General features: G+C 63.6%; 17 protein-coding genes. 14 read left to right on the top strand and 3 right to left on the bottom strand.

The window, feature by feature from the left end; all coding sequences use genetic code 11:
- The first annotated feature begins 239 nt into the window (after positions 1-239).
- Complete coding sequence (argF, locus tag JYG34_RS05605) at positions 240-1160, top strand: ornithine carbamoyltransferase (protein WP_213659813.1); 921 nt, start codon at positions 240-242, stop codon at positions 1158-1160.
- The gene (locus JYG34_RS05600) at positions 1157-2266 is read left to right on the top strand and encodes an ABC transporter ATP-binding protein (protein ID WP_213659812.1); all 1110 of its coding nucleotides are present in this window, start codon (positions 1157-1159) and stop codon (positions 2264-2266) included. Before argF ends, JYG34_RS05600 begins: the two co-directional genes overlap by 4 nt.
- Before the next feature lie 28 nt (positions 2267-2294).
- On the opposite strand, the gene ybaK is transcribed toward JYG34_RS05600, so the two are convergent.
- Positions 2295-2765 carry a Cys-tRNA(Pro) deacylase gene (gene ybaK / locus JYG34_RS05595; protein WP_213659811.1) on the bottom strand — a complete coding sequence of 157 codons (471 nt, stop codon included), beginning with the start codon at positions 2763-2765 and terminating at the stop codon, positions 2295-2297.
- Positions 2766-3071: 306 nt separating this feature from the next.
- On the opposite strand from ybaK, the gene JYG34_RS05590 reads away from it, so the two are divergent.
- The 4 genes from JYG34_RS05590 to glpD all read left to right on the top strand — a co-directional run bounded on the left by JYG34_RS05590 (position 3072) and on the right by glpD (position 8223).
- The gene (locus tag JYG34_RS05590) at positions 3072-3923 is read left to right on the top strand and encodes an MIP/aquaporin family protein (RefSeq protein ID WP_213659810.1); all 852 of its coding nucleotides are present in this window, start codon (positions 3072-3074) and stop codon (positions 3921-3923) included.
- Between the two features lie 80 nt (positions 3924-4003).
- A complete protein-coding gene (gene glpK / locus JYG34_RS05585; RefSeq protein ID WP_213659809.1) occupies positions 4004-5503 on the top strand; it encodes a glycerol kinase GlpK in 1500 nt (499 codons plus the stop codon).
- Between the two features lie 142 nt (positions 5504-5645).
- Positions 5646-6401, top strand: coding sequence for a DNA-binding transcriptional repressor GlpR (gene glpR, locus JYG34_RS05580; RefSeq protein ID WP_213659808.1), 756 nt, complete (start codon positions 5646-5648; stop codon positions 6399-6401).
- Between the two features lie 283 nt (positions 6402-6684).
- On the top strand, positions 6685-8223 hold the full coding sequence (gene glpD / locus JYG34_RS05575) for a glycerol-3-phosphate dehydrogenase (protein WP_213659807.1): 1539 nt from the start codon (positions 6685-6687) through the stop codon (positions 8221-8223).
- A 38-nt stretch (positions 8224-8261) separates the two neighbouring features.
- Here glpD and JYG34_RS05570 read toward each other — a convergent pair whose 3' ends face one another.
- Positions 8262-12368: an NEL-type E3 ubiquitin ligase domain-containing protein gene (locus JYG34_RS05570; RefSeq protein ID WP_249746218.1), complete on the bottom strand. Its 4107-nt coding sequence runs from the start codon at positions 12366-12368 to the stop codon at positions 8262-8264.
- A 370-nt stretch (positions 12369-12738) separates the two neighbouring features.
- On the opposite strand from JYG34_RS05570, the gene JYG34_RS05565 reads away from it, so the two are divergent.
- The 7 genes from JYG34_RS05565 (at position 12739) to JYG34_RS05535 (ending at position 19611) form a co-directional block, all read left to right on the top strand.
- On the top strand, positions 12739-13656 hold the full coding sequence (locus tag JYG34_RS05565; protein WP_011532508.1) for a glutamate/aspartate ABC transporter substrate-binding protein: 918 nt from the start codon (positions 12739-12741) through the stop codon (positions 13654-13656).
- A 144-nt stretch (positions 13657-13800) separates the two neighbouring features.
- Positions 13801-14547 (top strand): amino acid ABC transporter permease, encoded by a 747-nt coding sequence (locus JYG34_RS05560; protein ID WP_213659805.1) that lies wholly within the window; start codon positions 13801-13803, stop codon positions 14545-14547.
- Positions 14548-15219 (top strand): amino acid ABC transporter permease, encoded by a 672-nt coding sequence (locus JYG34_RS05555; RefSeq protein WP_203647768.1) that lies wholly within the window; start codon positions 14548-14550, stop codon positions 15217-15219.
- Positions 15216-15950 (top strand): amino acid ABC transporter ATP-binding protein, encoded by a 735-nt coding sequence (locus JYG34_RS05550; RefSeq protein ID WP_011532505.1) that lies wholly within the window; start codon positions 15216-15218, stop codon positions 15948-15950. Before JYG34_RS05555 ends, JYG34_RS05550 begins: the two co-directional genes overlap by 4 nt.
- A gap of 68 nt (positions 15951-16018) precedes the next feature.
- Positions 16019-17923: a sensor histidine kinase gene (locus JYG34_RS05545; protein ID WP_213659804.1), complete on the top strand. Its 1905-nt coding sequence runs from the start codon at positions 16019-16021 to the stop codon at positions 17921-17923.
- Positions 17920-19248, top strand: coding sequence for a sigma-54-dependent transcriptional regulator (locus tag JYG34_RS05540; protein ID WP_213659803.1), 1329 nt, complete (start codon positions 17920-17922; stop codon positions 19246-19248). Before JYG34_RS05545 ends, JYG34_RS05540 begins: the two co-directional genes overlap by 4 nt.
- 27 nt (positions 19249-19275) lie before the next feature.
- On the top strand, positions 19276-19611 hold the full coding sequence (locus tag JYG34_RS05535; RefSeq protein ID WP_213659802.1) for a GlpM family protein: 336 nt from the start codon (positions 19276-19278) through the stop codon (positions 19609-19611).
- 40 nt (positions 19612-19651) lie between these two features.
- Here JYG34_RS05535 and JYG34_RS05530 read toward each other — a convergent pair whose 3' ends face one another.
- A complete protein-coding gene (locus JYG34_RS05530) occupies positions 19652-20647 on the bottom strand; it encodes an alpha/beta fold hydrolase (protein WP_213659801.1) in 996 nt (331 codons plus the stop codon).
- A 195-nt stretch (positions 20648-20842) separates the two neighbouring features.
- Here JYG34_RS05530 and JYG34_RS05525 point away from each other — a divergent pair, with 195 nt between their 5' ends.
- Entirely contained in the window at positions 20843-26287 is a 5445-nt protein-coding gene (locus tag JYG34_RS05525; protein ID WP_213659800.1) for a dermonecrotic toxin domain-containing protein, read from the top strand.
- Positions 26288-26354 lie beyond the last annotated feature (67 nt).

Here is a 26354-nt window from a genome sequence, read left to right as displayed (position 1 = left end):
AGGCTCGTTGAGCCGTGTACAACCTCTGTAGCAAATAAAAAACAGCCTGGCTCCAAGGGCTTGCGACACCCTCCGATACAGAGCCGCTGTTTCCCCTCTTGGTTTGAGGCGACATTTAATTATAGTATTGCGCCTTTCCCTATTCCGTCCGCCCCGTGCGGTTTACGCCGCAGGTCACCCCCGTTGTCAAAAAAACCATACGGTCGACCTGCACACCGTTGCAGATAAGGTAGTCAATCATGAGCGCAAGGCACTTTCTCTCCCTGATGGATTTCACTGCTGACGAACTGCTCGGCGTGATCCGTCGAGGCATCGAGCTGAAGGACCTGCGCAAGCGCGGCGTATTGTTCGAGCCGCTGAAGAGCCGCGTGCTGGGGATGATCTTCGAGAAGTCTTCCACCCGTACCCGCGTATCCTTCGAAGCCGGCATGATCCAACTCGGCGGCCAGGCCATCTTCCTGTCGCCCCGCGACACGCAGCTGGGCCGTGGCGAACCCATCGCCGACAGCGCCATCGTGCTGTCGAGCATGGTCGATGCGGTGATGATCCGCACCCACGCCCACAGCACCCTCACCGAATTCGCCGCCCACTCGAAGGTGCCGGTGATCAATGGTCTTTCGGACGAGTCGCACCCCTGTCAGTTGCTGGCCGACATGCAGACATTCATGGAGCAGCGCGGCTCGATCCAGGGCAAGACCGTGACCTGGATCGGCGATGGTTTCAACATGTGCAACTCCTATATCGAGGCCGCCGTGCAGTTCGACTTCCAACTGCGCATCGCCTGCCCCGAAGGTTACGAGCCCGATCCACGCTTCCTGCAACTGGGTGGCGAGCGCGTGCAGATCATCCGTGACCCCAAGGAAGCCGTGCGCGGCGCCCACCTGGTGACCACGGATGTCTGGACTTCCATGGGCCAGGAAGAGGAAACTGCACGGCGCCTGGCGCATTTCGCGCCTTACCAGGTCACCCGCGAGCTGCTCGACCTGGCGGCACCCGACGCTCTGTTCATGCACTGCCTGCCCGCCCACCGTGGCGAGGAGATCAGCCAGGACCTGCTCGACGACCCACGCTCGGTCGCCTGGGACGAGGCTGAGAACCGCCTGCATGCACAGAAGGCCCTCCTGGAATTCCTTGTAGAACCGGCTTACCACCACGCATGAGTCAACCCCTACTGCTCAACCTGCGCAACCTCGCCTGCGGCTATGGCGACCAGCGCATCGTCCAGAACCTCAACCTGCACCTGAACGCAGGCGACATTGGTTGCCTGCTGGGGTCTTCCGGTTGCGGCAAGACCACGACGCTTCGCGCCATCGCCGGCTTCGAGCCGGTGCACGAAGGCGAGATCCAGCTGGCTGGCGAGGTCATCTCCCGCGCAGGGTTCACCCTGGCACCGGAGAAGCGCCGAATCGGCATGGTGTTTCAGGACTATGCGCTGTTCCCCCACCTCACCGTGGCGCAGAACATCGCCTTCGGCATTGGCAAGCACCCACGCCAGGCGCAAGTCGTCGAAGAGATGCTCGAACTGGTCAAGCTTGGCGGCCTCGGCGGGCGCTACCCGCACGAGCTGTCCGGCGGCCAGCAGCAACGCGTGGCGCTGGCCCGCGCCCTGGCGCCTGAGCCACAGCTGCTGCTGCTCGACGAACCGTTCTCCAACCTCGACGTGGAACTGCGCCGACGCCTCAGCCATGAAGTGCGCGACATTCTCAAGAGCCGCGGCACCAGTGCCATCCTGGTCACCCATGACCAGGAGGAAGCCTTCGCCGTCAGCGATCACGTCGGTGTGTTCAAGGAGGGCCGCCTGGAGCAATGGGACACACCCTACAACCTGTACCACGAACCGCAGACGCCCTTTGTCGCCAGCTTCATCGGCCAGGGCTACTTCATTCGTGGCCAGATGACCAGCCATGACGCGGTAGTCACCGAGCTCGGCGAGTTGCGTGGCAATCGCGCCTACACCATGGCCTTGGGCAGCTCGGTGGATGTGCTATTGCGCCCTGACGACATTCTCCACGCGCCTGACAGCGGGCTGCGGGCGCAGGTCGTTGGCAAGAGTTTCCTCGGCGCTTCGACCTTGTATCGCCTGCAACTGGCCACCGGCAGTCAGCTCGAGGCTATCTTCCCCAGCCACATCGACCACCAGGTCGGCCAGGATGTCGGTATCGCCGTGGCGGCTGATCACCTGGTGTTGTTCCCGGTGCCTGGCAGCGTCGCGGCCCAGTTGCCACGCCAGGAAAACGGCGTGCGCCGCTACAGTTCGGCGCACTGATTCCCTGTAGGGGCCGGCAAGCCGGCTCCTACAGGCGACCGATTTCGGCGAACTGGGCTTGGGTATGGGTGGCAAGCACCAAGGCGGCAAGCTCCACTTCCAGCCCCCGACGCCCAGCGCTCACATGAATGGTTTCATGGTGTTGCGCCGAATGGTCGATAAACGTGCGCAAACGCTTCTTCTGCCCCAGCGGGCTGATGCCACCCACCAGGTAACCGGTTGCGCGCTGGGCAGCCTGCGGGTCGGCCATCTCGCATTTCTTCACTCCGGCTGCCTGGGCCAGGGCCTTGAGGTCCAGCGTGCCGACCACTGGCACCACCGCCACCAGCAACTCCCCTTTCTCGCTGCTGGCCAGTAGGGTCTTGAACACCCGAAGCGGATCGAGCCCCAGCTTTTCCGCGGCCTCCAGGCCGTAGGAAGCGGTTTTCGGATCATGTTCGTAACTGTGCACGCGGTGCTCGGCGCGCACCTTCTTCAGCAGGTCCAGGGCAGGGGTCATCAATAGCTCCAGGCGGTCACGGGTCGCCGGCTACTCTAGGGCAAATCCACCGGACCGACCAGCATAAGCCCCAGGCTAGAGCAGTGGCCGAATGTTCGCTGTGCGGCGTGGCAGTCAGATTGTGGCCGAACGTTCATTTTCGACCTTTGACATCAGCGTTTCTTGTCTATATTTTTTCGTTTGTGAATAAATGGTGCACCTATAAGGTGCACTTCCCGTACCTGCCCGGCGTCCATGGGGATAGACTCCGGGCTTTTTGCTGTCGAGCGCCCAGCGCCTCACAACAACAAAAAACCGAGGTCATACATGACGACTGCTCTACGACAACCCACGCTTTCTGGCCAGTGCCTTGCCGAATTCCTCGGCACCGCCCTGCTCATCTTCTTCGGCACAGGTTGTGTCGCCGCGCTCAAGGTCGCCGGCGCCAGCTTCGGCCTCTGGGAGATCAGCATCATCTGGGGGGTCGGCGTGAGCATGGCGATCTACCTGACCGCCGGCGTTTCCGGCGCGCACCTGAACCCGGCGGTGAGCATCGCCCTGGCCCTGTTCGCCGGCTTCGACAAACGCAAGCTGCCGTTCTACATCCTCGCCCAGGTGTGTGGCGCGTTCTGCGGCGCCGCCCTGGTCTATACCCTGTACAGCACCCTGTTCTTCGATTTCGAACAGGCCCACAGCATGCTGCGCGGCAGCCAGGCCAGCCTGGAGTTGGCCTCGGTGTTCTCCACCTACCCGCATCCGTCGCTGTCGATCAGCCAGGCGTTCCTGGTCGAAGTGATCATCACCGCCATCCTGATGGCCGTGATCATGGCCCTGACCGACGACAACAACGGCCTGCCCCGTGGCGCCACCGCACCGCTGCTGATCGGCCTGCTGATCGCGGTGATCGGCAGCGCCATGGGCCCGTTGACCGGCTTCGCGATGAACCCGGCGCGTGATTTCGGGCCCAAACTGATGACATTCCTGGCCGGCTGGGGCGAAATCGCCTTCACGGGTGGGCGCGACATCCCGTATTTCCTGGTTCCGGTGTTCGCACCGATTCTCGGCGCCAGCCTGGGCGCGGCCCTCTACCGTGGCCTGATTGCCCGCAACCTGCCGACGACGCAAGCCGCGAACCTGCAGACAGACGATAATCCTCAGGGTGACACCCAGGCTTCCTGATGCCAGCGCCGGGCGCCTGGGTCGATTGACCCGCGCCCGCCACGCCCTGACCTACTCCCATTTCGTGCAAGGCCATCGACATGACTGACAACCTGGACAAGAACTACATCATCGCCCTGGACCAGGGCACCACCAGTTCGCGCGCCATCATCTTCGATCGCGATGCCAATGTGGTCGGCACTTCGCAACGCGAGTTCGCCCAGCACTACCCGCAGGCCGGTTGGGTCGAGCACGACCCGATGGAAATCTTCGCCACCCAATCCGCCACCATGGTCGAGGCCCTGGCCCAGGCCGGCATCAGCCACGCCCAGGTCGCCGCCATCGGCATCACCAACCAGCGTGAAACCACCGTCGTCTGGGACAAGGAAACCGGCCGCCCGGTCTACAACGCCATCGTCTGGCAGTGCCGCCGCAGCACCGAGATCTGTGCCCAGCTCAAGCGCGACGGCCACGAGCAGTACATCCGCGAAGCCACCGGCCTGGTCACCGACCCTTACTTCTCCGGCACCAAGCTCAAGTGGATCCTGGACAACGTCGAGGGTGCCCGTGAACGTGCCGAGCGCGGCGAGCTGCTGTTCGGCACCATCGATACCTGGCTGATCTGGAAGTTCTCCGGCGGCAAGGTGCATGTCACCGATTACACCAACGCCTCGCGCACCCTGATGTTCAACATCCACACGCTGCAGTGGGACGAGAAGCTGCTCGACATCCTCGGTATTCCGCGCCAGATGCTGCCTGAAGTGCGCCCATCGTCCGAGGTCTATGGCAAGACCAAGAGCGGTATCGACATCGCCGGTATCGCCGGTGACCAGCAGTCGGCGCTGTTCGGCCAGATGTGCGTGGAACCCGGCCAGGCCAAGAACACTTATGGCACCGGCTGCTTCCTGCTGATGAACACCGGCGACAAGGCGGTCAAGTCGTCCCACGGCCTGCTCACCACCATTGCCTGTGGTCCGCGCGGCGAAGTGGCCTATGCGCTGGAAGGAGCGGTGTTCAATGGTGGCTCCACCGTGCAGTGGCTGCGTGACGAACTGAAGATCGTCAACGACGCCCACGACACCGAATACTTCGCCAGCAAGGTCAAGGACAGCAACGGCGTGTACCTCGTGCCTGCCTTCACCGGCCTGGGCGCCCCCTACTGGGACCCCTATGCCCGTGGCGCCCTGTTCGGGCTGACCCGCGGTGTAAAGGTGGACCACATCATCCGTGCCGCCCTGGAATCGATCGCCTACCAGACCCGCGACGTGCTCGACGCCATGCAGCAGGACTGCGGCGAACGTCTGTCCGAGCTGCGTGTGGACGGCGGCGCGGTGGCCAACAACTTCCTCATGCAGTTCCAGGCAGACATTCTCGGCACTTGTGTCGAGCGGCCGAAGATGCGTGAAACCACCGCGCTGGGCGCCGCCTACCTGGCGGGCCTGGCGTGCGGCTTCTGGAGCGGCCTGGACGAACTGCGCGACAAGGCGATCATCGAGCGCGAGTTCAGCCCGCAGTTGGCTGAAGCCGAGAAAGAGAAGCTGTACAAGGGCTGGCGCAAGGCCGTGGATCGCACCCGCGACTGGGAAGATCACGACGCCTGATTTCAACCTAGCTGGCGAACAGCTGAAAAGCGTTCGCCAGCTAGGCTGGCTCCTACAGAAATGGCGGCCCATTCAGACTGGTCGTATACCCCTTCCTACGGCATCATTGCAGAATTTGTCCGGCTGCCCCAAAGGACCGCCCATGAATCTGCCCCCTCGCCAACAACAAATCCTCGAGCTGGTCCGTGAACGTGGCTATGTCAGCATCGAGGAAATGGCGCAGCTGTTCGTCGTCACCCCGCAGACTATCCGCCGCGATATCAACCAGCTCGCCGAGGTCAACCTGCTACGCCGCTACCACGGCGGCGCAGCCTACGACTCGAGTATCGAAAACACCGCCTACGCCATGCGCGCCGATCAGATGCGCGACGAAAAGCAGCGTATCGCCGAGGCCGTGGCCCAGCAGATCCCCGATCATGCCTCGCTGTTCATCAACATCGGCACCACCACCGAATCCATCGCCCGCGCCCTGCTCAACCACAGCCACCTGAAGGTCATCACCAACAACCTGCATGTGGCCGCGATCCTCGCCGCCAAGGACGACTTCGAGGTATTGGTGGCCGGCGGCACGGTGCGCCGCGATGGCGGGGTGGTCGGCCAGGCCAGCGTCGATTTCATCAATCAGTTCAAGGTCGACTTCGCCGTGGTGGGTATCAGCGGCATCGATGAAGACGGCAGCCTGCTGGACTTCGACTACCAGGAAGTGCGCGTGTCCCAGGCGATCATCGCCAATGCCCGCCAGGTCATTCTCGCCGCGGACTCCAGCAAGTTTGGCCGCAATGCCATGGTGCGCCTGGGCTCGATCAACCTGGTCGACTGCCTGGTGACCGACCAGGCCCCTTCGGTCGCCCTCAGCCAGTTGCTCAACCAACACAAGATCCGCCTCGACGTGGTTTGAGCACAGCGCACCTCTCGAGCAGCGCGGCGCTTGGCTCCCGCAGGGGCGCGGGCCTTTTGCGCCACCACCCAAGACGCGACGCCGGCGGCATGCTGGCGGCGCCTGCTTACGGTTCGCGGGAGCGCACGTAGAACCGCCTCTTTTCACAAATGTTCATTTCCCTGTCATTCGATCAGTTTTTTCTATAAAGACTGACTGGCAGCCGCCTGTTCATTGCGCTAGTATTTTCGAAAACGAACATACATGTTCGCATTCGATGCGAACGCCCCAGGAGGCCTTGCCCGTGTCCCAGCCCGTTTCGTCCCAGCCCCCCCTGCACGACTGCTACGACATCGCCGTGATCGGCGGTGGCATCAATGGCGTGGGCATCGCTGCCGATGCTGCCGGGCGCGGCCTTAAAGTGTTCCTTTGCGAAAAGGACGACCTGGCCCAGCACACCTCGTCGGCCAGCAGCAAGCTGATCCACGGCGGCCTGCGCTACCTGGAGCACTACGAGTTCCGCCTGGTGCGCGAAGCCCTGGCCGAACGCGAAGTGCTGCTGGCCAAGGCGCCGCATATCGTCAAGCCGATGCGTTTCGTGCTACCACACCGCCCGCACCTGCGCCCAGCCTGGATGATCCGCGCCGGCCTGTTCCTCTATGACCACCTGGGCAAGCGCAAGCGCCTGGGCGCCTCGCGCAGCCTGCGCTTCGGCCCGGGATACCCGCTCAAGCCTGCCATCACCCGTGGTTTCGAATACGCCGACTGCGCCGTCGATGACGCGCGCCTTGTCGTGCTGAACGCCATGGCGGCACGGGAAAAGGGCGCCGACATCCGTACCCGCACCCGTTGCCTGCGCGCCGAACGCATCGATGGCCTGTGGCAGGTGGAACTGCAACACGCCGATGGCAGCCAGCAGACCATCCGCGCCCGCGCCGTGGTCAATGCCGCAGGCCCATGGGTGGCCAGCTTCATCAAGGACGACCTCAAGCTCGACGCACCGTACGGCATTCGCCTGATCCAGGGCAGTCATATCATTGTCCCGCGCCTCTACGAGGGCGAGCATGCCTACATTCTGCAGAACGAAGACCAACGCATCGTCTTCTGCATCCCGTATCTGGATCGCTTTACCCTGATCGGCACCACCGACCGTGAATACAGCGGCGACCCGGCCAAGGTGGCGATTACCGAACAGGAGACCGACTACCTCCTGCAGGTGGTCAATCAGCACTTCAACCACCAGCTCGGTCGGCCCGATATCCTGCATACTTATTCCGGTGTACGCCCCCTGTGCAACGACGAATCGGACAACCCTTCGGCAGTGACTCGCGATTACACGCTGGCATTGTCAGCGGACCAGGGCCAGGCCCCATTGCTGTCGGTATTCGGCGGCAAGCTGACCACCTATCGCAAGCTTGCTGAATCGGCGATGGAACAACTCAAGCCTTACTTCACGCAGATGCAGGGTAGCTGGACCGGCACCGCGGCGCTGCCTGGAGGGGAAAATCTGAGCAACGTGCAGGCCCTGGTAGACACTTTGATGGCCCAGCATGCCTGGCTGCCGCTCGATATCGCACAACGCTGGGCGCACACCTATGGCAGCCGAACCTGGCGCCTGCTCGATGGTGCCCAGGGCCCGGAAGATCTGGGGCAAGCCATCGGTGGCGGCCTGTTCACGCGCGAAGTGGACTACCTGTGCGATCAAGAATGGGCCACGAGTGCCGAGGATATTCTGTGGCGCCGCACCAAACTTGGCCTGTTCACCAGCGCGCCCGAGCAGCAGGCCCTTGCCCATTATCTGCAACAGAGAGCAGCAGGTCAGGCTGGCAGCCGCGCAGCCTGATCCCACTCGCGGCCCGCCAAGCGGGCCGCGAGTGGTGCTCACGGCTCGTAACGCGACCAGGCCTCTTCGGTCAGCGTCACCTCCAGTTGTCGCTCGGCGAGTTCCAACTCGTGCATCAGATCATTGGCCTGCTGCACATAGGGCTGCTCCGCCCCACTTTCAGCCTGTGCCTCGAACGCCGCCAAGCGGTCATGGAACGGTTCGGCCAAGGCTTCGAAACGCGCGGCATGGTGCCGCCTGAGGTAGTTACGCCAGAACGGGCGGTGCACCAGCGTCGCCTGCAACGTCTGTGGTGTTTCGCTCTGCAATACGTCGACCTGCGCCTGTATCACTTCGGCCTCGGTCACATTGGCATAGCCCGCGAAATGCATGTCCTCGACCTGTATCGGCAACTCCAAGGCCTTTGCCAACTGATTGCGATAGAACAACCGCACTTCGATCTCATCGACTTGCCCTGAGCCACTGGCGCGCATGCGCGCCACATGCCGCGCGGCAATCTCATCGACCAGGTCGAGGCGGTGGAGTTGCCGGCCAAGGCGGAGCAGCCCCTGTTCGAGCCTTTCCGCCGACAGGCCGGCAAGCCCCTGCTGAACCAGCACCCCCACTTCCAACTGATTGAGCAACAACAACAGGCGATCCTCGCAACTGCGCGGCCCACCGGCTTCGCGGAACAACTGCTCACGCAGGACTTCATTCTGCTCACAGGCATCCAGGATGCGCCATATCCGTCGTCGGTAGTGCCCCGGGTGGCTGTCGAAGTCCTCGGTATGCCGGAAATCCCCCAGAAAGCGGAACAAGTCGGCCGAACCCGGCTCTTCGCGCAAGCGATCCCAGGTGGCCTGACGCTGGGCGCGTAATGTGGCGTCGCGCGTCTCGGTCCAGCGCTCACGCGCGGTCTGGCCTGCCTCGCGATGCCGGTAGGAGGCACTGCCCCATTCACCTGGCGCGGCGCCGCCACGCCATTGGTCGAGCCGCCGGCTGCTGGCGGTATCCAGCGGATTGTCATGCAAGTCCATACGCGACACCCGTTGACGCAACCCATGCAGATCCTGCTCCAGTTGCGCAATCCGGTTGTCCCGGGCATCGACCAGGGCACGCCAGGGTGTACGTTCGAGCAATTCGGCCACACTCGTCAGTTGCGTGGCGCGCAAATGCACATGCCGTACATGACGCAAGCCCGAAAGGTCGGGCGCCTGCATCAACGGATTGAAGCTCAACTCGATCGAATCCAGCAATGCCAGCTGAGCGAACACGCTGTTGGCCCGCGCATCGATCACCAACTGGTTGTTCGACAAGTTCAAGCGCCTGAGATGAACCAGCGCCTCGATCCCTTCGGGTACCTGGGTCAGGCGATTGTGGCTCAGGTCCAGTTCCACCAGATTTGGAAAACGTCCAAGGAACGCCGCGTCGATGTCCTGTAACACCATGTCACGCAGTACCAGGCGCTGGACATGGGGGAACGTCACATCCTCGGGCAGTGCAGGCAGTTCGCCGACATGCTCACCGTCGATCACCAACTCGTACTCATCGTTGACGTCGACCAGTTTGCGCCGCCACCCACGGCGCAGCGTCTCGACGACGCGACGGCGGCGTATGGCATCGATCGGCGTTCGCCATTGGGACTGCCAGCCCGCCAGGGCCTGGCGCAGGTCAGCCAGGTTGCGCTGCAACGCCTGGTAATGCTCCCACAGGTTCTGCCCACGCGCACGTACCGCTTCCAGGTAGGCATCGAGCTGTAACTCGCTGAGCGTCGGAAAGATCTGGTGAATGCCTCGGCGGATCGCCTGTTGGCTGCTTTCCCCTCCCCCACTCAGCGCAAAGCCCAGGCGCCCATCAGCGAAGCGCCGGGGCGGCCGGACCCCGGCGCCGACTGGCGCCAGACCGATCAGCTCGGCCGCCTGCTCACGATCCGCCCAGGCCAACTCGGCCAAGGCTTCGCGCAACTGCCGAGCACTCAGGTCGGCACGCCCCAGGGCCTGACGCTGATCGGCGTCGAGGCAGCGCAACAGCACCTCGGAAAATGCCCCGTCGGCCCCCACAGTCACAGCCTCATCCGCCCCTTGCAGGGTATAACCCTGCTCGCCACGCACAATGACCAGCGCCGGCTCCAGCGCTTCGCCCTGGCTTTTGAACAGCAGCAGCCCTTCGCGACGGCCTACCCGCAGTTGCACTGCACGCTCCGCGCTCCAAGGGGCCTCGCGCTCGATCAGGCGCATCATCAGTTGTTCGCTGTCGACATTGAGCGCGCTGGGCAGCCTTATGCCCAGGCAGGCCAGGTCCAGGCGGCTGTCACGCAGGTACCAGCGAGCGCGCTCGGCCATTGCCAGGGGCACACGCCCTGTTTTACGCAGGCGTTCGAGCTGCACCGTGCTGCAATGCGTGATGATTTCTTCCGCCGCCCGTGGTGACAGGCCGTCAAAATTGCGTATCAGCAATGCCTGATCCGCCGTGGGTGCCGGTCGCGCTTGCGCCAGTGCCTGGTCAAACGCCTTCCCCCTGAGCCGAGGCTGCTGCGCATGCAGCCTCATGCGCTCGCACACATCGAGCAGACGGGCCGAAGGGGCGGCGTGCTCCACGCACAGGCGACGCAACTGGTCCACCCTGAAGCCGGTTGATTTCAGCAGGATGTCGACGTCGCTGGAAAGCAAGTGCTGCCCCTCTTGGGCCAGCGCATGCTGGGCAAGCGTGGTCATGCCCTGTTCGAGGTGGGCACGCTCATGCTGGCGAAACAGCTTCAAGCGGCCCTTGGCATCCGTTAAAGGCTCCAGCAGATCGACAAAGGGCGCCCGCCGCAGCAGCTGAACGGCCCCAGCGCCCACCCCGGCCAACACCACGCTCTGGGCGACAGCGAACAGGTGGTCCAGGGCACCTTGGCGATCACCCAGACGCCAATCCTTGTAGCCCTCATACACCTCGTCCAGCAGCTGCGCGGCAGTGCCCACCAGCAACAGCTCACCCACGAGGGGCATGAACAAAGCAGCCAGACTCAGCAGGTCCAGCCCGGCCCCCAGCAGCGCCTGCAGACGCGCCTGGCGGTCCTGGCGGTCCTCGTCGCCCGTGGGCACAGCCAAGTACCGAGCGTCATCGAAGAGCCTCGCGATCTGCTGGGTGCCGGCGTGTTCGAAAAGGCTGCCCTTGACAGGCAGGTGTCGCCCATCCAACTCCACTGCCGTCGTGGTGGGTGACGCTGCCAGCAATTGCATCAAGGTGCTGTCGAAGGGGGCCCGATCCGAGGCTTTGACGAAGCGCCTGAAGAACTGGCGGAACGTCGATTCTCGCAGGCGTCGCGACAGATCCTGATACAAGTGGTCCCAGGAATCGTAATGGCGCAGCTCATGCTCCGGGTCGCCGGGCAACCATGCAATCACTTCGTCGACCTCGGCCTCCGGCGAGGGGCGCCACTCCAACGTCACGACCCCGATCATCGGCTTGCCAAGCAGATTCAGCTGTCGCGGCGTCAAGGTGCCTGCCCCGGGAACCTGCCAGGGCTGCTGCGCGAACAACGACAACAGGCGCTGCAGATCCCACGCATCCAGTCGCCCCCTGAACCTCGACTCGTACACACAAGCATGCAGACGTGTGCGCACGGTGTCTTGGAACAGGCGCTCGATCGCCTTGCGCGCGGCGTCTTCGGGCTGCCCACGCCCGGCCTTGGGTTTGAGGATGCCCTTGAGCAACGCCTGATATCCAGCGCCTATGTTCAGATCACGACAAAGAGCGGCGAAACGCTCGAAGCTGAGCCCGAGCCTGGCCCCTTTCGGGCCAACCAGATGGGCTTGGCGCTTGAGCCAGGGCTGGGTTTCCTGAGCATGGAAGTTATGCAGCGCGGCCGCCAGCAGGCTATGCCTGGAACGGTAAGTGACAGTAGGGCGATAGAGGCGCTCGGCGGCGGACGGCAGCGGGAACTCCTCGCTGAGTTCCACGAAGGCCTGCCGTGGCTCGATTTCCCCCTCCCCCTGATCCAGCAAGGCTTTCTCCAACCGCGGCACGGCAAAAGCCTCGAGGGTTGGAATCCGCTCAAGCAGGTGGCGCATCTGTTCGGCGCACGCCTGTTGCGCTTTCAGCGCCTGCTGATAACCCTGCAGGTCCTCCAACTGCGCAGCGGTCAACCAGGCGGGCAAACGACGCTCGACAAGTTGATCCACCGAAGACGCGGGGAATAGATATTGTGCTGACACTCTCGGCCTCTCCATGTTGGCAAAGACCCAGAACATCATTACGAGCATTGTGTCGGGCGGTATTTAAAGCAAAGGCGCGCCATATCCAGCTCATGCGTTCGGATTACCGAACAGCCCATGAACATGCGTTCGGAAAGCCGAAACACTCAGACATTAAAATAGCCAGGGAAAATGGCGCTGCCCCTCGATTTTCGCGGCCTTATGATCGACATCAGGGCTTGGCACGAGTCATGCTCTACACTTGGTAGCCGAATGCACCACGCTTCATGCTGTATTCGTTGAACGAAGAGTCCGCCAACGGCTCCATAAAAAAAACAAACACGTCGAGGTAAATTTGATGCGCATCGTTCGTCAATTGCTGGGCGCCGCCATCGCGGCCGCGGTCATCGCGTCGCCAGTCATGGCTGAAGAACTGACCGGCACTCTCAAGAAGATCAAGGACTCGGGCACCATCACCCTGGGTCACCGCGACTCCTCCATTCCGTTCTCCTACCTCGCCGGCAAGCCGGAGCCCGTGGGCTACTCCCACGACATCCAGCTGGCCGTGGTCGAAGCCCTGAAGAAGCAACTGGGCACCGACATCAAGGTCAAGTACAACCTGGTCACCTCGCAGACCCGCATCCCGCTGGTGCAGAACGGCACCGTCGACCTGGAGTGCGGCTCCACCACCAACAACGTCGAGCGCCAGCAACAGGTCGGTTTCTCGGTGGGCATCTTCGAAGTCGGCACCCGCCTGCTGACCAAGGTCAAGGATGGCCAGCCATCCTTTAAAGACTTCCCCGACCTGGCCGGCAAGAACGTGGTGACCACCGCCGGCACCACCTCCGAGCGCATCCTCAAGGCGATGAACGCCGACAAGCAGATGAAGATGAACGTGATCTCGGCAAAAGACCACGGCGAAGCCTTCAACATGCTTGAAAGCGGCCGCGCCGTCGCCTTCATGATGGACGACGCCCTGCTGGCCGGTGAGATGGCCAAGGCCAAGAAGCCAACCGACTGGGTCATCACCGGCACGCCACAGTCGTACGAAATCTACGGCTGCATGGTGCGCAAGGACGACCCTGCCTTCAAGAAAGCGGTCGACGAGGCCATCGTCGCCTACTTCAAGTCGGGTGAAGTCAACAAGAGCTACGACAAGTGGTTCCAGCAACCCATCCCACCGAAAGGCCTGAACCTGCAGTTCCCGATGAGCGACGAACTGAAGAAGCTGATCGCCGAGCCGACCGACAAGGCCGCGGACGAGAAGAAGTCCTGACCTTCAGATAGCGGCCTGAAGCGCATCCGCGCGAATCCATCCAACAGGCCACTTAGTTAGTGTCTAACCTTTACATCCGAGGGCGTCGAACGCCCCCGGATGTATCGAGGTGCCCGTGAAACAATCGTCTGAGGGGAAATCCCGATGAATTACAACTGGGACTGGGGCGTGTTCTTCAAGTCCACCGGCGTGGGCAGCGAAACCTACCTGGACTGGTACATCACCGGTCTGGGCTGGACTATCGCCATTGCTATCTCCGCCTGGATCATCGCGTTGCTGCTGGGGTCGCTCCTCGGCGTGATGCGCACCGTGCCCAACCGTCTGGTGTCAGGGATTGCCACCGCCTATGTCGAGCTGTTCCGCAACGTACCGCTGCTGGTGCAACTGTTCATCTGGTACTTCCTGGTACCGGACCTGCTGCCTGAAGGCCTGCAGGAGTGGTTCAAGCAAGACCTCAACCCGACCACCTCGGCACTGATCAGCGTGGTCATCTGCCTGGGCCTGTTCACCGCCGCCCGTGTCTGCGAACAGGTGCGCACCGGTATCCAGGCGCTGCCTCGCGGCCAGGAGTCGGCCGGGCGCGCGATGGGCTTCAGCCTGCCGCAAATCTACATGAACGTGCTGCTGCCCCAGGCCTACCGGATCATCATTCCACCGCTCACCTCGGAATTCCTGAACGTGTTCAAGAACTCCTCGGTGGCTTCGCTGATCGGCCTGATGGAGCTGCTGGCCCAGACCAAGCAGACCGCCGAGTTCTCGGCCAACCTGTTCGAGGCGTTCACCCTGGCCACCCTGATCTATTTCACCCTGAACATGGGCCTGATGCTGCTCATGCGCGCGGTCGAGAAGAAAGTCTCGGTGCCTGGCCTGATTTCCGTGGGAGGCAAGTAAATGGACATGGATTTCAGTGAAATCATCCCGGCCCTGCCCGCCCTGTGGGACGGCATGGTCCTGACCCTGCAACTGATGGTCATGGGGGTGGTCGGCGGCATCGCCCTGGGCACCATCCTGGCCTTGATGCGCCTGTCGTCGAACAAGCTGCTGGCCAATGTCGCCGGTGCCTACGTCAACTACTTCCGCTCCATCCCGCTGCTGCTGGTGATCACCTGGTTCTACCTGGCGGTGCCGTTCGTGCTGCGCTGGATCACCGGCGAGGACACTCCGGTAGGCGCGTTCACCTCCTGCGTCGTGGCGTTCATGATGTTCGAGGCGGCCTACTTCTGCGAGATCGTACGTGCCGGCGTACAGTCGATCTCCAAGGGCCAGATGGGGGCGGCCCAGGCGCTGGGCATGAGCTACGGCCAATGCATGCGCCTGATCATCCTGCCCCAGGCGTTCCGCAAGATGACGCCATTGCTGCTGCAGCAGAGCATCATCCTGTTCCAGGACACCTCGCTGGTCTACACCGTCGGCCTGATCGACTTCCTCAACTCGGCCCGCTCCAACGGCGACATCATCGGGCGCTCCCACGAGTTCCTGATCTTCGCCGGTGTCGTCTACTTCCTCATCAGCTTCTCCGCTTCCTGGCTGGTCAAGCGCCTGCAAAAAAGGATCACCGTATGATTTCCATCAAGAACGTCAACAAGTGGTACGGCGACTTCCAGGTACTGACCGACTGCAGCACCGAGGTCAAGAAAGGTGAAGTGGTGGTCGTGTGCGGCCCGTCCGGCTCGGGCAAGTCCACCCTGATCAAATGCGTCAACGCCCTGGAGCCGTTCCAGAAGGGCGACATCGTGGTCGATGGCACCTCCATCGCCGACCCGAAGACCAACCTGCCCAAGCTGCGTTCGCGTGTGGGCATGGTGTTCCAGCACTTCGAGCTGTTCCCGCACCTGTCGATCACCGAGAACCTGACCATCGCCCAGCGCAAGGTGCTTGGCCGCAGCGAGGCGGAAGCCACCAAGAAAGGCCTGGCCCTGCTTGACCGCGTCGGCCTGGGCGCCCACGCCAAGAAGCACCCCGGCCAGCTGTCCGGCGGCCAGCAGCAGCGCGTGGCCATCGCCCGCGCGCTGTCGATGGACCCGATCGTCATGCTGTTCGACGAACCGACCTCGGCGCTGGACCCGGAAATGGTCAACGAAGTACTGGACGTGATGGTCGAACTGGCCCACGAAGGCATGACCATGATGTGCGTGACCCACGAAATGGGCTTTGCGCGCAAGGTCGCCAACCGGGTGATCTTCATGGACAAGGGCAACATCATCGAGGACTGCCAGAAGGAAGACTTCTTCGGCAACCCGAACGCCCGCCACGAGCGCACCCAGCACTTCCTGAGCAAGATCCTGCAACACTAAGTCGGCCACAGTGACGCTGCCCGGCTCGTCGCCAGGCAGCGGATGCTGGTCGTGACAAGGCCACTGTGATGAAATGCGACCCTTCGCTCCTTCGCCCTGCCCAGCCTACTGTGAAATCCCGCCTGATCCGCCAATTGCTGCTGCCGCCCCTGGTCATCCTGCTGATGGTCGGTCTGGGCCTGGCCGGCTTCCTGATCAGCGAGAACAACGGCATCCGCACCCTCAGCGAAACCGGCGAGCGCCAGCTGGAGCTGCACGCACGCACGGTCGAGAGCGAGATCAGCAAGTACACCTACCTGCCCAGCCTGCTCGAGCTGGAAGACAGCGTCTCGCAACTGCTCACCGACCCGGACGGCGGCTACCGCCAGACGGTCAACGAATACCTCGAAGGCCTGAACCGGCGCAGCCGCAGCCGGGCGATCTTCGTCCTCGACACCAACGGCCGAGTCCAGGCCACCAGCAACTGGCGCGATGCCGACTCGTTCCTGGGCGAAGACCTGTCGTTCCGCGCCTACTTCCAGGACGCCGTGCGCGGTGAGCCCGGGCGCTTCTACGGTATTGGCAGTACCACGGGCGAGGCCGGCTACTACCTGGCCCACGGGCTGGAGGAGCACGGCAAGATCATTGGCGTGGCGGTGATCAAGGTGCGCCTGGACACCCTCGAGGAACGTTGGCAGCGCGCCCGCCTGGAAGCCTTCGTCAGCGACGAGAACGGCATTATCATCCTCTCCAGCGATCCGGCGCGGCGCCTCAAGTCGGTACGCCCACTCTCGCCGCAGATCAAGGAGCGCCTGGCGCGCAGCCTGCAGTACTACTGGTGGCCGCTCAACGAGCTGCAGCCGCTGGCCCGCGAAACCCTCGCCGACGGCGTGGAGAAACTCACGTTCCCGGCCAACAGCGAAACCGCCCAGGGCAAGCAGCGCGAGGTCGCTTATCTCGCCCAGACCCGACGTCTGTCCGACACCCCTTGGCACTTTACCCTGCTCACCCCGTTACAGGACCTGCGCCGCGAATCCATGGTGCAGGGCATCCTGGTGGGGGTGGCGTTCGCCTTGCTGGCGATCCTGGGTATCGCCTGGAACGAACGGCGCAAGGTGATCGCCACCCGCCTGGCCGCGCGCGAAGCCCTGGAAGAAGCCAACAGTCAACTGGAGCGCAAGATCACCGAACGCACTGCCGACCTGCGCGCCAGCAACGAACGCCTCAAGGGCCAGATCCGCGAACGCCGGCACGCCGAGCAGACCCTGCGCCACGCCCAGGACGAACTGGTCCAGGCCGGCAAGCTGGCGGCCATCGGGCAGATGTCCACCAGCATCGCCCACGAGCTCAACCAGCCGTTGGCGGCCCTGCGCACCCTGTCGGGCAATACCGTGCGCTTCCTCGAACGCGGCGCGCTGGAAACCGCCAGCGCCAACCTGCGCACCATGAACGACCTGATCGACCGCATGGGCCGCATCACCGCCAGCCTGCGCTCCTTCGCCCGGCGTGGCGACGACAGCGGCCAGGCCTCGCTGGAAAAGGCCGTGGAAGCAACGCTACAGGTGCTGGGCAACCGCATCAGCGCCTGCCACCTGCAATTGAACCGCGAGTTCGACGACCAGCAACTGGCCATCGACCAGACCCGCCTGGAGCAGATCCTGGTCAACCTGATCGGCAACGCCCTCGACGCCATGGCCACCCAGCCCCTGCCGCAACTGTGGCTGGAAGGCGAGTTGCAGGGCGACAAGTACCGCCTGCGGGTGCGTGACAATGGCCACGGCATCGACCTCGAGGCACGCAAGCACCTGTTTGAACCCTTCTTCACCACCAAACCGGGCGAGCACGGCCTTGGCCTGGGCCTGACCCTGTCGGCGAGCCTTGCCACCGCCGCCAAGGGTACACTGAGCGTCGAACACCCCACCGTCGGTGGCACGGCCTTCGTCCTCGCCCTGCCCCTGGTCACGCCCCCTAGCGAATTGGCTGAGCCCCTATGAACCAAGCACCTCTCACCGTTCTGATCGTCGAAGACGACCCGCATGTGCTGCTCGGCTGTCAGCAGGCGCTGGCCTTGGAAGACATCGCCTGCGAAGGCGTCGGCAGCGCGGAGCAGGCGCTCGAGCGCATCGGCGACGATTTCGCCGGCATCGTGGTCAGCGATATCCGCCTGCCCGGCATCGACGGCCTGGAGCTGCTCAATCGCCTCAAGGCCCGCGACCGCAGCCTGCCGGTGGTGCTGATCACCGGCCACGGCGATATCGACATGGCGGTCGGCGCCATGCGCAACGGCGCCTACGACTTCATGGAGAAGCCCTTCTCGCCCGAGCGCCTGGTCGACGTGGTGCGCCGCGCCCTTGAGCAGCGCGGGTTGTCCCGCGAGGTGTTCGCCCTGCGCCGCCAACTGGCTGAGCAAAGCAGCCTGGAGGGCCGGATCATCGGCCGCTCGCCGGCCATGGAGCACCTGCGCGAACTGATCGCCAACGTCGCCGACACCTCGGCCAACGTGCTGATCGAGGGCGAGACCGGCACCGGCAAGGAGCTGGTCGCCCGTTGCCTGCATGACTTCAGCCGGCGCCAGGGCCAACCGTTCGTGGCGTTGAACTGCGGCGGCCTGCCGGAAAACCTGTTCGAGAGCGAGATCTTCGGCCACGAAGCCAACGCCTTCACCGGCGCAGGCAAGCGCCGCATCGGCAAGATCGAGCACGCCAATGGCGGCACACTGTTCCTCGACGAGGTCGAGAGCATGCCGATCAACCTGCAGATCAAGTTGCTGCGCGTGTTGCAGGAGCGCACCCTGGAGCGCCTGGGCTCGAACCAGAGCATCCCTGTGGATTGCCGGGTGATCGCCGCCACCAAATCGGACCTCGCCACGCTCGGCCAGAGCGGCCAGTTCCGCAGCGACCTGTACTACCGCCTCAACGTGGTGACGCTGGAGTTGCCACCACTGCGCGAGCGGCGCGAAGACATCCTGCAACTGTTCGAGCATTTCCTGCAGCAGTCGGCATTGCGCTTCGACCGTGAAACACCGGAGATCGACAGCCAGACCCTGTCGCGGCTGATGGCCCACGACTGGCCGGGCAACGTGCGTGAACTGCGCAACGTCGCCGAACGCCACGCCCTCGGCCTGCCAGCGTTCAAGAAAAGCCCGAGCGGCGGCGCCAGCCAGGGCCTGGGGTTCGCCGAGGCAGTCGAGGCGTTCGAACGCAACCTGCTCGGCGATGCCCTGCAACGCACGGGTGGAAACCTCAGCCAGGCCAGCCAGGAGCTGGGCATGGCCAAGACCACGCTGTTCGACAAAGTGAAGAAGTACGGCCTCGGCTGATCGGCAATCTCAACCTGGAAATCAAACGTGGACCTGGTATTCAAAGCGGCCTTGGGCGCCGGCGTGGTGGTGCTTCTGGCGATCCTGTCGAAGACCCGCAACTACTACATTGCCGGTCTGGTGCCGCTGTTTCCCACCTTTGCCCTGATCGCCCACTACATCGTCGGCAAGGGGCGTTCGCTGGAAGACTTGAAGGCCACCATCCTGTTCGGGATGTGGTCGATCATTCCCTACTTCGTCTACTTGGCGACCCTGTATGTGCTGGTCGACCGCCTGCGCCTGGAGGTGTCACTGGCGCTGGCCACGGTGGCCTGGCTGGTGGCGGCGACAGTGCTGGTGAGTGTGTGGGTGCGGATGCACTGAACGCCCTGCCCTCCTACAGGCGAACCCGACGAGGCGACATTCAGAGCCGGGCGATGTGCGTGGCATCCTGCCGATGCGCCTGCAGGTAGGGTAGGACTGCCCCCAGCAACGGCGCCTTGAACGGCTCCTGGAAGCGGTGCGCCAACCCAGGAATCAGCCGTAACTGGCTACCCTGGATATGCGCCGCCAGGTGCACCCCGTGCATCACCGGCAACAGTGGGTCGGCCGTGCCATGCACCACCAGCGTGGGCACCCGCAGTTGGTTCAACATTTCCACCCGGCTCGGTTCGGCAAGTATCGCCATGATCTGGCGTTTCACACCCTCAGGATTGAACGCCCGGTCGTAGGCCACCGCTGCCTGCTTCAGCAAGACCGCGCGGTCATCATGCACCTGCGGGCTGCCCAGCGCCGCCAGCAGGTCGGCCTGCTGCTCGATGGCCACCTCACGGCTCGGTGCACTGCGCCGCGCCAGCAACTGCACCAGGGCCGGGTTCGGCGCCGGCAAGCCAGCTGCCCCCGAACTGGACATCACCAGGGTCAGGCTGCTCACCCGCTCCGGGGCCATCGCCGCCAGATGCTGAGCGATCATGCCGCCCATGCTCACCCCCAGCACATGGAACTGGCGGACCCCCAGGGCATCCATCAGGCGCAGGCCATCACCGGCCATGTCGGTCAGCGTGTAGGGCGCCGACACCGGCACCCCCAGTTTGTAGCGCAGCAGCTCGACGGTCAGGTTGGCCGAAGCCGGCAGTTGGTTCCAGCGTGACAGGCCGACATCGCGGTTGTCGTAGCGAATCACCCGAAAGCCCTGGTGGCACAGGGCCTCGACCACGTCATCCGGCCAGTGGATCAATTGCCCACCCAGGCCCATGACCAAGAGCAGGGCCGGATCGCGCGGCGCGCCAACGCTTTGGTAGACCAGGCTGACCTCGCCCAGCTCGGCCCGTTGCACCGGCGCATGTACGTTGCAGCGGCTTGCGGCCAAGCTCGGCGGTACGCAGAGCAGAAGAAGGAAGCACAGTAAAAACGCCCGCATGAAAGAAACACCAGAATGCAGATCCCCAGTAGAGCGCGAGTGTGATGAAACCCGTTCGAGCGCGCTGCCACAAATTCGTGACAATTTCGTGAACCCTGCCGAGCGGTCGTGCCATATCCCAGTACCTCAGTCGCAACCCCACCGTGTCGTTCAATGAGTCAGGACAAACCAGCCCGATCATTGACGGAATCCCTGATGACTACCCTACCTACCCCTTACTGGCCCTACCATCTGGTCAGCGACCTGTCGCGTTCGCTCTTGGCCGATACGCCGGTGACACGCCGCGCCCTCGCCGACTGGCGCCAATCGCGGCAGACCTTCAATCGCTTGCTGAGCCTCGCACCCAGTGTTCGCCAGGTGCTCAACGACCTGTTGCGCGACGTGTTCGCCAGCGACCCGGAGCATACCGGGCTGCTGCTGAACACTGGCAACGTGGCCCACTTCGTGAGCCTCACCCAGCTAGGCCTGTTCGCTCATCAGCAGCCCTCTGCCCCGGCCGACCTGGACGCTCGTGCAACCGTGCAAGGCAAGCACGGCGTCAACCCAAAGGTGACCGAGCTGCGTCCCAGCGAACTCTATGCTCGCCTCGTCGCCCTTGACCTGCAGGCCACCCTGCGCCAACGCTGGCATGACTACTGGACGGCGCGCGCCGAAGGTACAGCCTTGAGCCGGCGCGAACATGCCCGTGGGCAATACCGCGCACATTTCATGGCCACGCTGGAGATCGCCCTGGAGCAACAGATACTGGCCGAAGAGCATCGACAACCGCTCGTCGGCCTGTTGGAAAACCCTGAGTGGCGAATCCACAGGCAGAAAAAGGTGCTGATCCAAGCCCCCTCAAGCCAGCCAGGCGCCCTGGTCATCAGCCTCGAAGGCGATTCACCCCAGGTTCTCTACGCACCGCGACAGACAAGCCCCTTCACGGCCTACGCCACCCGCGAGACACTTGAATCAGCCCTGCGGGCCACAGAGCAGGATACGATTACCTACACCGACCTGGACGGAATCGGCCTGGGCTTCGACGCACTGTTCAAGCACCTCGAAGCCACGCTGATGAACACCCTGGCGGCGCCGGCCGGCGCTCAGCTCGAAACCCATGCCGCCAACAGCCTGGCCGCGGCCGACCTGGTGGAGCATGCCTGGCGCGACAGCCAGGTGTTTGCCCCAGCCCCCGAGGGTGACGAGCTTGCACAGCCGCTTTCAGCCCGCCCCTCTCTGTTCGACTTCGGCAACCTCAGCCTCGACCTGGCCCCTGCTCTACGAACGCAACTGATCGCGGGCCAACTCGAAATGCTGGACGCCCTGCCCGCGGCGCAACTACAGCAATGCCAACGCCAGCAGGCCGCACTACTGACAGCCAGGAACACCACCCAGGCACTGGTCGACGCAGTGACCGCATCCGCAAAATGGCACTCCGACGCGCACCCGGTGACCGCAAGCACAGCATTGGTCGACGCTCACCGCGACGGCTTGCTTGCCCATGCTCAGCTCCAGCATGCACTGGGCCAGCTCGACGAACGACAGTTAAATTGGGTGCGGACCCTGTTCACCGCTTCCGCCAGTGACGCGGTGGCCGCCCAGGTCGAACTGGTGCCGCAGGCCAGTGCTGCGTCCATCGAGCAGCCAAGTGCCACCCTGCTGCTGGGCGCCCTGGCAATCACGGCCAAGACGCTGCTGGACACCCCCGACACCGCGCATGGCCTGCTGCTGTACTGGTTCGGCGAGCATGGCGGGCTGCTGTTCTGCCAGAGCCTGCAGCAACTGGAGGGCTGCTTGAGCGCTGGCTTGTCGGTACGATTGAAGGCGCTACCCGATGATCCGATCGGCCACACGCTGAACGATTTGCTGGCAGCCAGCCGTCAGCAAAAGGACAACTTGCAAGCCAGTCAGGGCCTTCCCGCCGCGGCGCAGGCCCTGCCGCGGCTAAAGGAGGCACTTGCCCTGAACCTGCAAGTGCCACGTCACGCCGCCCGCGAAACCGCCCTGCGGATGCATCAAGCGCAGCAGGACATCCTCACGCAAGTCGGTAACGCGCTAGCGGGCCTGACGAAGATCCCTGCCCACGACCGTCAGCCCCTGCGCACGCTCGTCCAGGATTACCTCGCATCGTTGCGCAAGGCCCAGGCACTGATTCGTCGCGACCTGCCGGAACGCCGGCAGTTCTGCCTGGCCCGACTCGCCAAACGCCTGAAACAGGATTTCGACGGCTTTGCCGAACACCGCATCGAACTCGACATACCCGTCAGCACAACCTACTCAGGCAAGGACCTGATTGCCGGCAGCGGCGCCCCAGGCACGCCGTTCAAGGCGGTGCTCAAAGCCAGTGACGAGCGGGTGACGGTGGCGCTGGAGACCCTGTTGCTGGAGAACATCGATGACACGATGCACGATCGCCTGCGTTTCCTGCGCCTGAGACTGGAGCCGGCCGATGCAGCCCTGGAGCAGACCTTGCAGGCAGGCCTCGACGCCGCCTACCTGCGAACGCTGGCCCACGAGCTGGACCTTGCCGGGCAATACGAGGCGGCGATCACCCAGGCCTTCCTGGGCACCGATGAAGGCGACCATGCGCAAGCGTTTCGGCGCGAATGCCTGGTGGCGCCCCATCGCCTGATCCTGCGGCTGCAAAACCTGCTGTTCCATGCCAGCGGCCATCTGGACAGTGCCAGCCACGCCATGCTTGCCCAAGTGATCGACGCACACAGCAGGGCCGACTTGCAGGCCAACGGCCTCGACCTGCGGCTGCTGCCAGCCCGCCTGACCAGCGGCGGCCCCGATACCGACGGCCAGCCCACCACGCTCGCGGGCGTTACCTTCATCGAGGACCGCACCCACCAGTCCACCCTCCTGTACCGCCCCGACCACCCCAGCAGCCCGCTCCGTCAGTTCCCAACCCTCGAGCAGGCACGTCTGAGCCTGTTCGAAGGCAGCGTGGACAGCCGCGAACGTGACTACCTGGCCAGCAGGGCACTGCAGGGCAATCCGGCCGCCCACCGTTCACGCCTGGACCAGGCCCATGCCAACCGCTTCGACGGTATCATCGGCGTCGGCGTCGAATGGCCCGCGACGCAGTCCCTTGCCGAACTGCAATTGGACACCCACATGGGACAATTGCTCCAGGCCCACCGCGGTACTTCCCGGAGCAACCTGGACCTGCATGTCGAAAACCTCGCCGCGCAGGCAGGCAAGGTGCTACTCGGTTTCAAACTCGCCCTCGGCCTGATTCCCGTGCTGGGCTTGCCGGTAAGTCTTTATGACCTCTACGATGCTTCCGCCGGCTTGATCAGGGCCCTGGCCGCCGGCAATAGCGTCGATGTGCTCGATGCCATCGAGCAGGTGTTGGTCAGCGTCGTCGATATCGCCATGGATGCGCTCGGTGGTGGCGTGGGCACCGCTGCCGTCGGGTTGCGCCGCTCAGTCAGGCACTATCAGCTGGCACAGCGGCCTGGGTCAGCGACAGCTTCGCCACGCCCATGGGGTACGGGCCATGAGCCCCTGGCCGGGTTGACCGGTTACCAAGCCAGCGAGCCTGTTTCCCTGCAAGGCCTACCGGTTGCCGGCACTGGCCGCTACCAAGGCATTTATCGTCATACCCAGGGCGACTATATCGAGGTGCAGGGTCATCCGTACAAGGTTCGCTGGGATGAGGCCAGCCATACCTGGGAGTTGTCAGGCAACAGCGGTAGCGCCTTCAAACGGGCGATCGCGCTGGATGAGAACGGCCAATGGAATACTCACCTGGCCCTGTATGGCGTCCACCGCCTGGGCGCCGGCGCCGGCGGTGGGCAGACCCTGGGCCGGCTTGCCGATACGCTGGACCCGCTCTGGCCTGCCGCCGTCAGGGAGCGGCTGCCACGCTGGTGGAGAGACCAGGCCTACCGGCGGCACAATCGCCTGCGCGACAGCATCAACCGCGACATGCCAGCGTTCAAGGATAGAACCGATGCGCTCAACCAACGCATGAAACGTTCATTCGCGGCGCAGGACGCCAGCGACGCCTCCCTGGTCGGCGAGCTGCAGGCCTGCATCGCCGAGGCCAAACGCATCCACGCCGACTGCCTGAGTTTCGTCGAGGTATCCTCCGCACGCCTTAGAAACAACGCGCAGGCCCAAGCCAACGATCTGGCCATGCTGATCTGCGACAGCCACAACCGGCTCGGCCAGATGACGCAGATGCGCCTGGCCCAAACCTTGGACGAGGTGGATCGGCTACGCCAGGTGGCCCGAGAGAAAGCCAATGGGCTGGGGGGTGACCTGAACGCCGCCCAGTTGATGGCCGCCACCGAGGAGGTCCTCGTGTTCCGGGTACAGATGGCCGAGCAACGCGGCAAGGCGCTGGCCGAGCTGGATGACTTGCGTCGACAGGTGCAGGCCATGCGTACCTGGCGCCGACAGGTCAGGCAAACCGCGGCACGCCGTGAAGTGTTCAGCCATATCGACAGTGAACTGAGCAATTTCACCGACCATTTGCTCAATTACCTGGACATCGCCCAGTTACTGGGCTTGCTGACCAAACCGGTACGCTCGCTCGATGGCGCCTGGCTCAACCTGCAGTATCTGATGCGCGAGCCGCGTGCTGACCTCGATCGCGCCCTTTACGCGGTACACGCGCTGGGCAATGCACGGACCAGCGCGCGCCAGCGCGGTGCCATCCTGGCCAGGTCGATCGACCAGATGCGGCAGTTCAAAAGCAGACTGGGTTATTGGAAAACCAGCTATGGCGAGCATTTCGACGCCGCGCAGGTCCAACGCCTGGAAAGCACGCTCGATGCCTATACCCAATACGCCCGCAGCCTCCAGCAGGGCACCTCGCAACCGCAACCGGTCAACCGCCCCGGCCAGCGCCAGCCACGGGTATTCGAAACCGTGCAAACCCATTACCTGATCGGCGAAGCCGATCCGCATCAGCCCAACACCTACCGCATCACCGGCGTGAACGGCCGTACCGAAATCTACCGCCAGGACGCCTCAGGCAAGTTCACCCTCACCAACCCGGACACCGGGGCGGCGGCTACGGTACGTCAGGCGACCCTGGATGAACTGCGCGGTGAAGCCGGCCGGCATCTCGATGGGCTGCAAGCGTTCACCCAGAAAATCGAGCAATACGCGGCACAAGGCATGGACGGCGCCAGCCTGGAAGACTTGATGCGGTTCAAGGCCAACGACCTGGAAGGCCTTGCCAACCGAATCGCCCGCGCGGCCCAATCCGAACCGACACTGACACGTCTGGACATGGCCTCGCGCAACCTGATCGAGCGAGGGCGCACGCTGCGGATCGAACAGATAATGAAAACCCGCGAACCCAATGGCGCACAGCTGGACTATCTGGTGGATCAGGATGTGTTGCTCATCGAGAAAACCGGCACGCTGGTCGAACTCAAACGAACCCCCGACGGACGTCCGGATCACCTGCAGGAGTTCCGCATCAGCGACAAACGCCACGCCGCGCCACGGACGCTCTGGTATGCCCATGTGCATTTCAACAAGGCTGACCCGGTATTCACTGACTTTATCAAGGCACACCTGAAAACGCCTGCCCAGCGCTACCTTGGCAGCGAGTGGCAAGCCAGCCATGTGGAAAGTATCTGGCGCGGCGATCTCAACCGCGCACAGGCGCTGAAACACCTGGCTCCGCACTTCTGAGCCAGCCCAGGGCACCTGTTCAGGTGCCCTGCTTTGTTCCCGCGTCGACAATGCCTTCAACATGAGG

Origin of the sequence: Pseudomonas entomophila (assembly GCF_018417595.1) — a bacterium.
In the GTDB taxonomy this organism is placed as follows: Bacteria; Pseudomonadota; Gammaproteobacteria; order Pseudomonadales; family Pseudomonadaceae; genus Aquipseudomonas; species Aquipseudomonas entomophila_C.
Note: the sequence above shows the minus strand (reverse complement) of the source record. Positions and strands in the feature narration are given on the sequence as shown.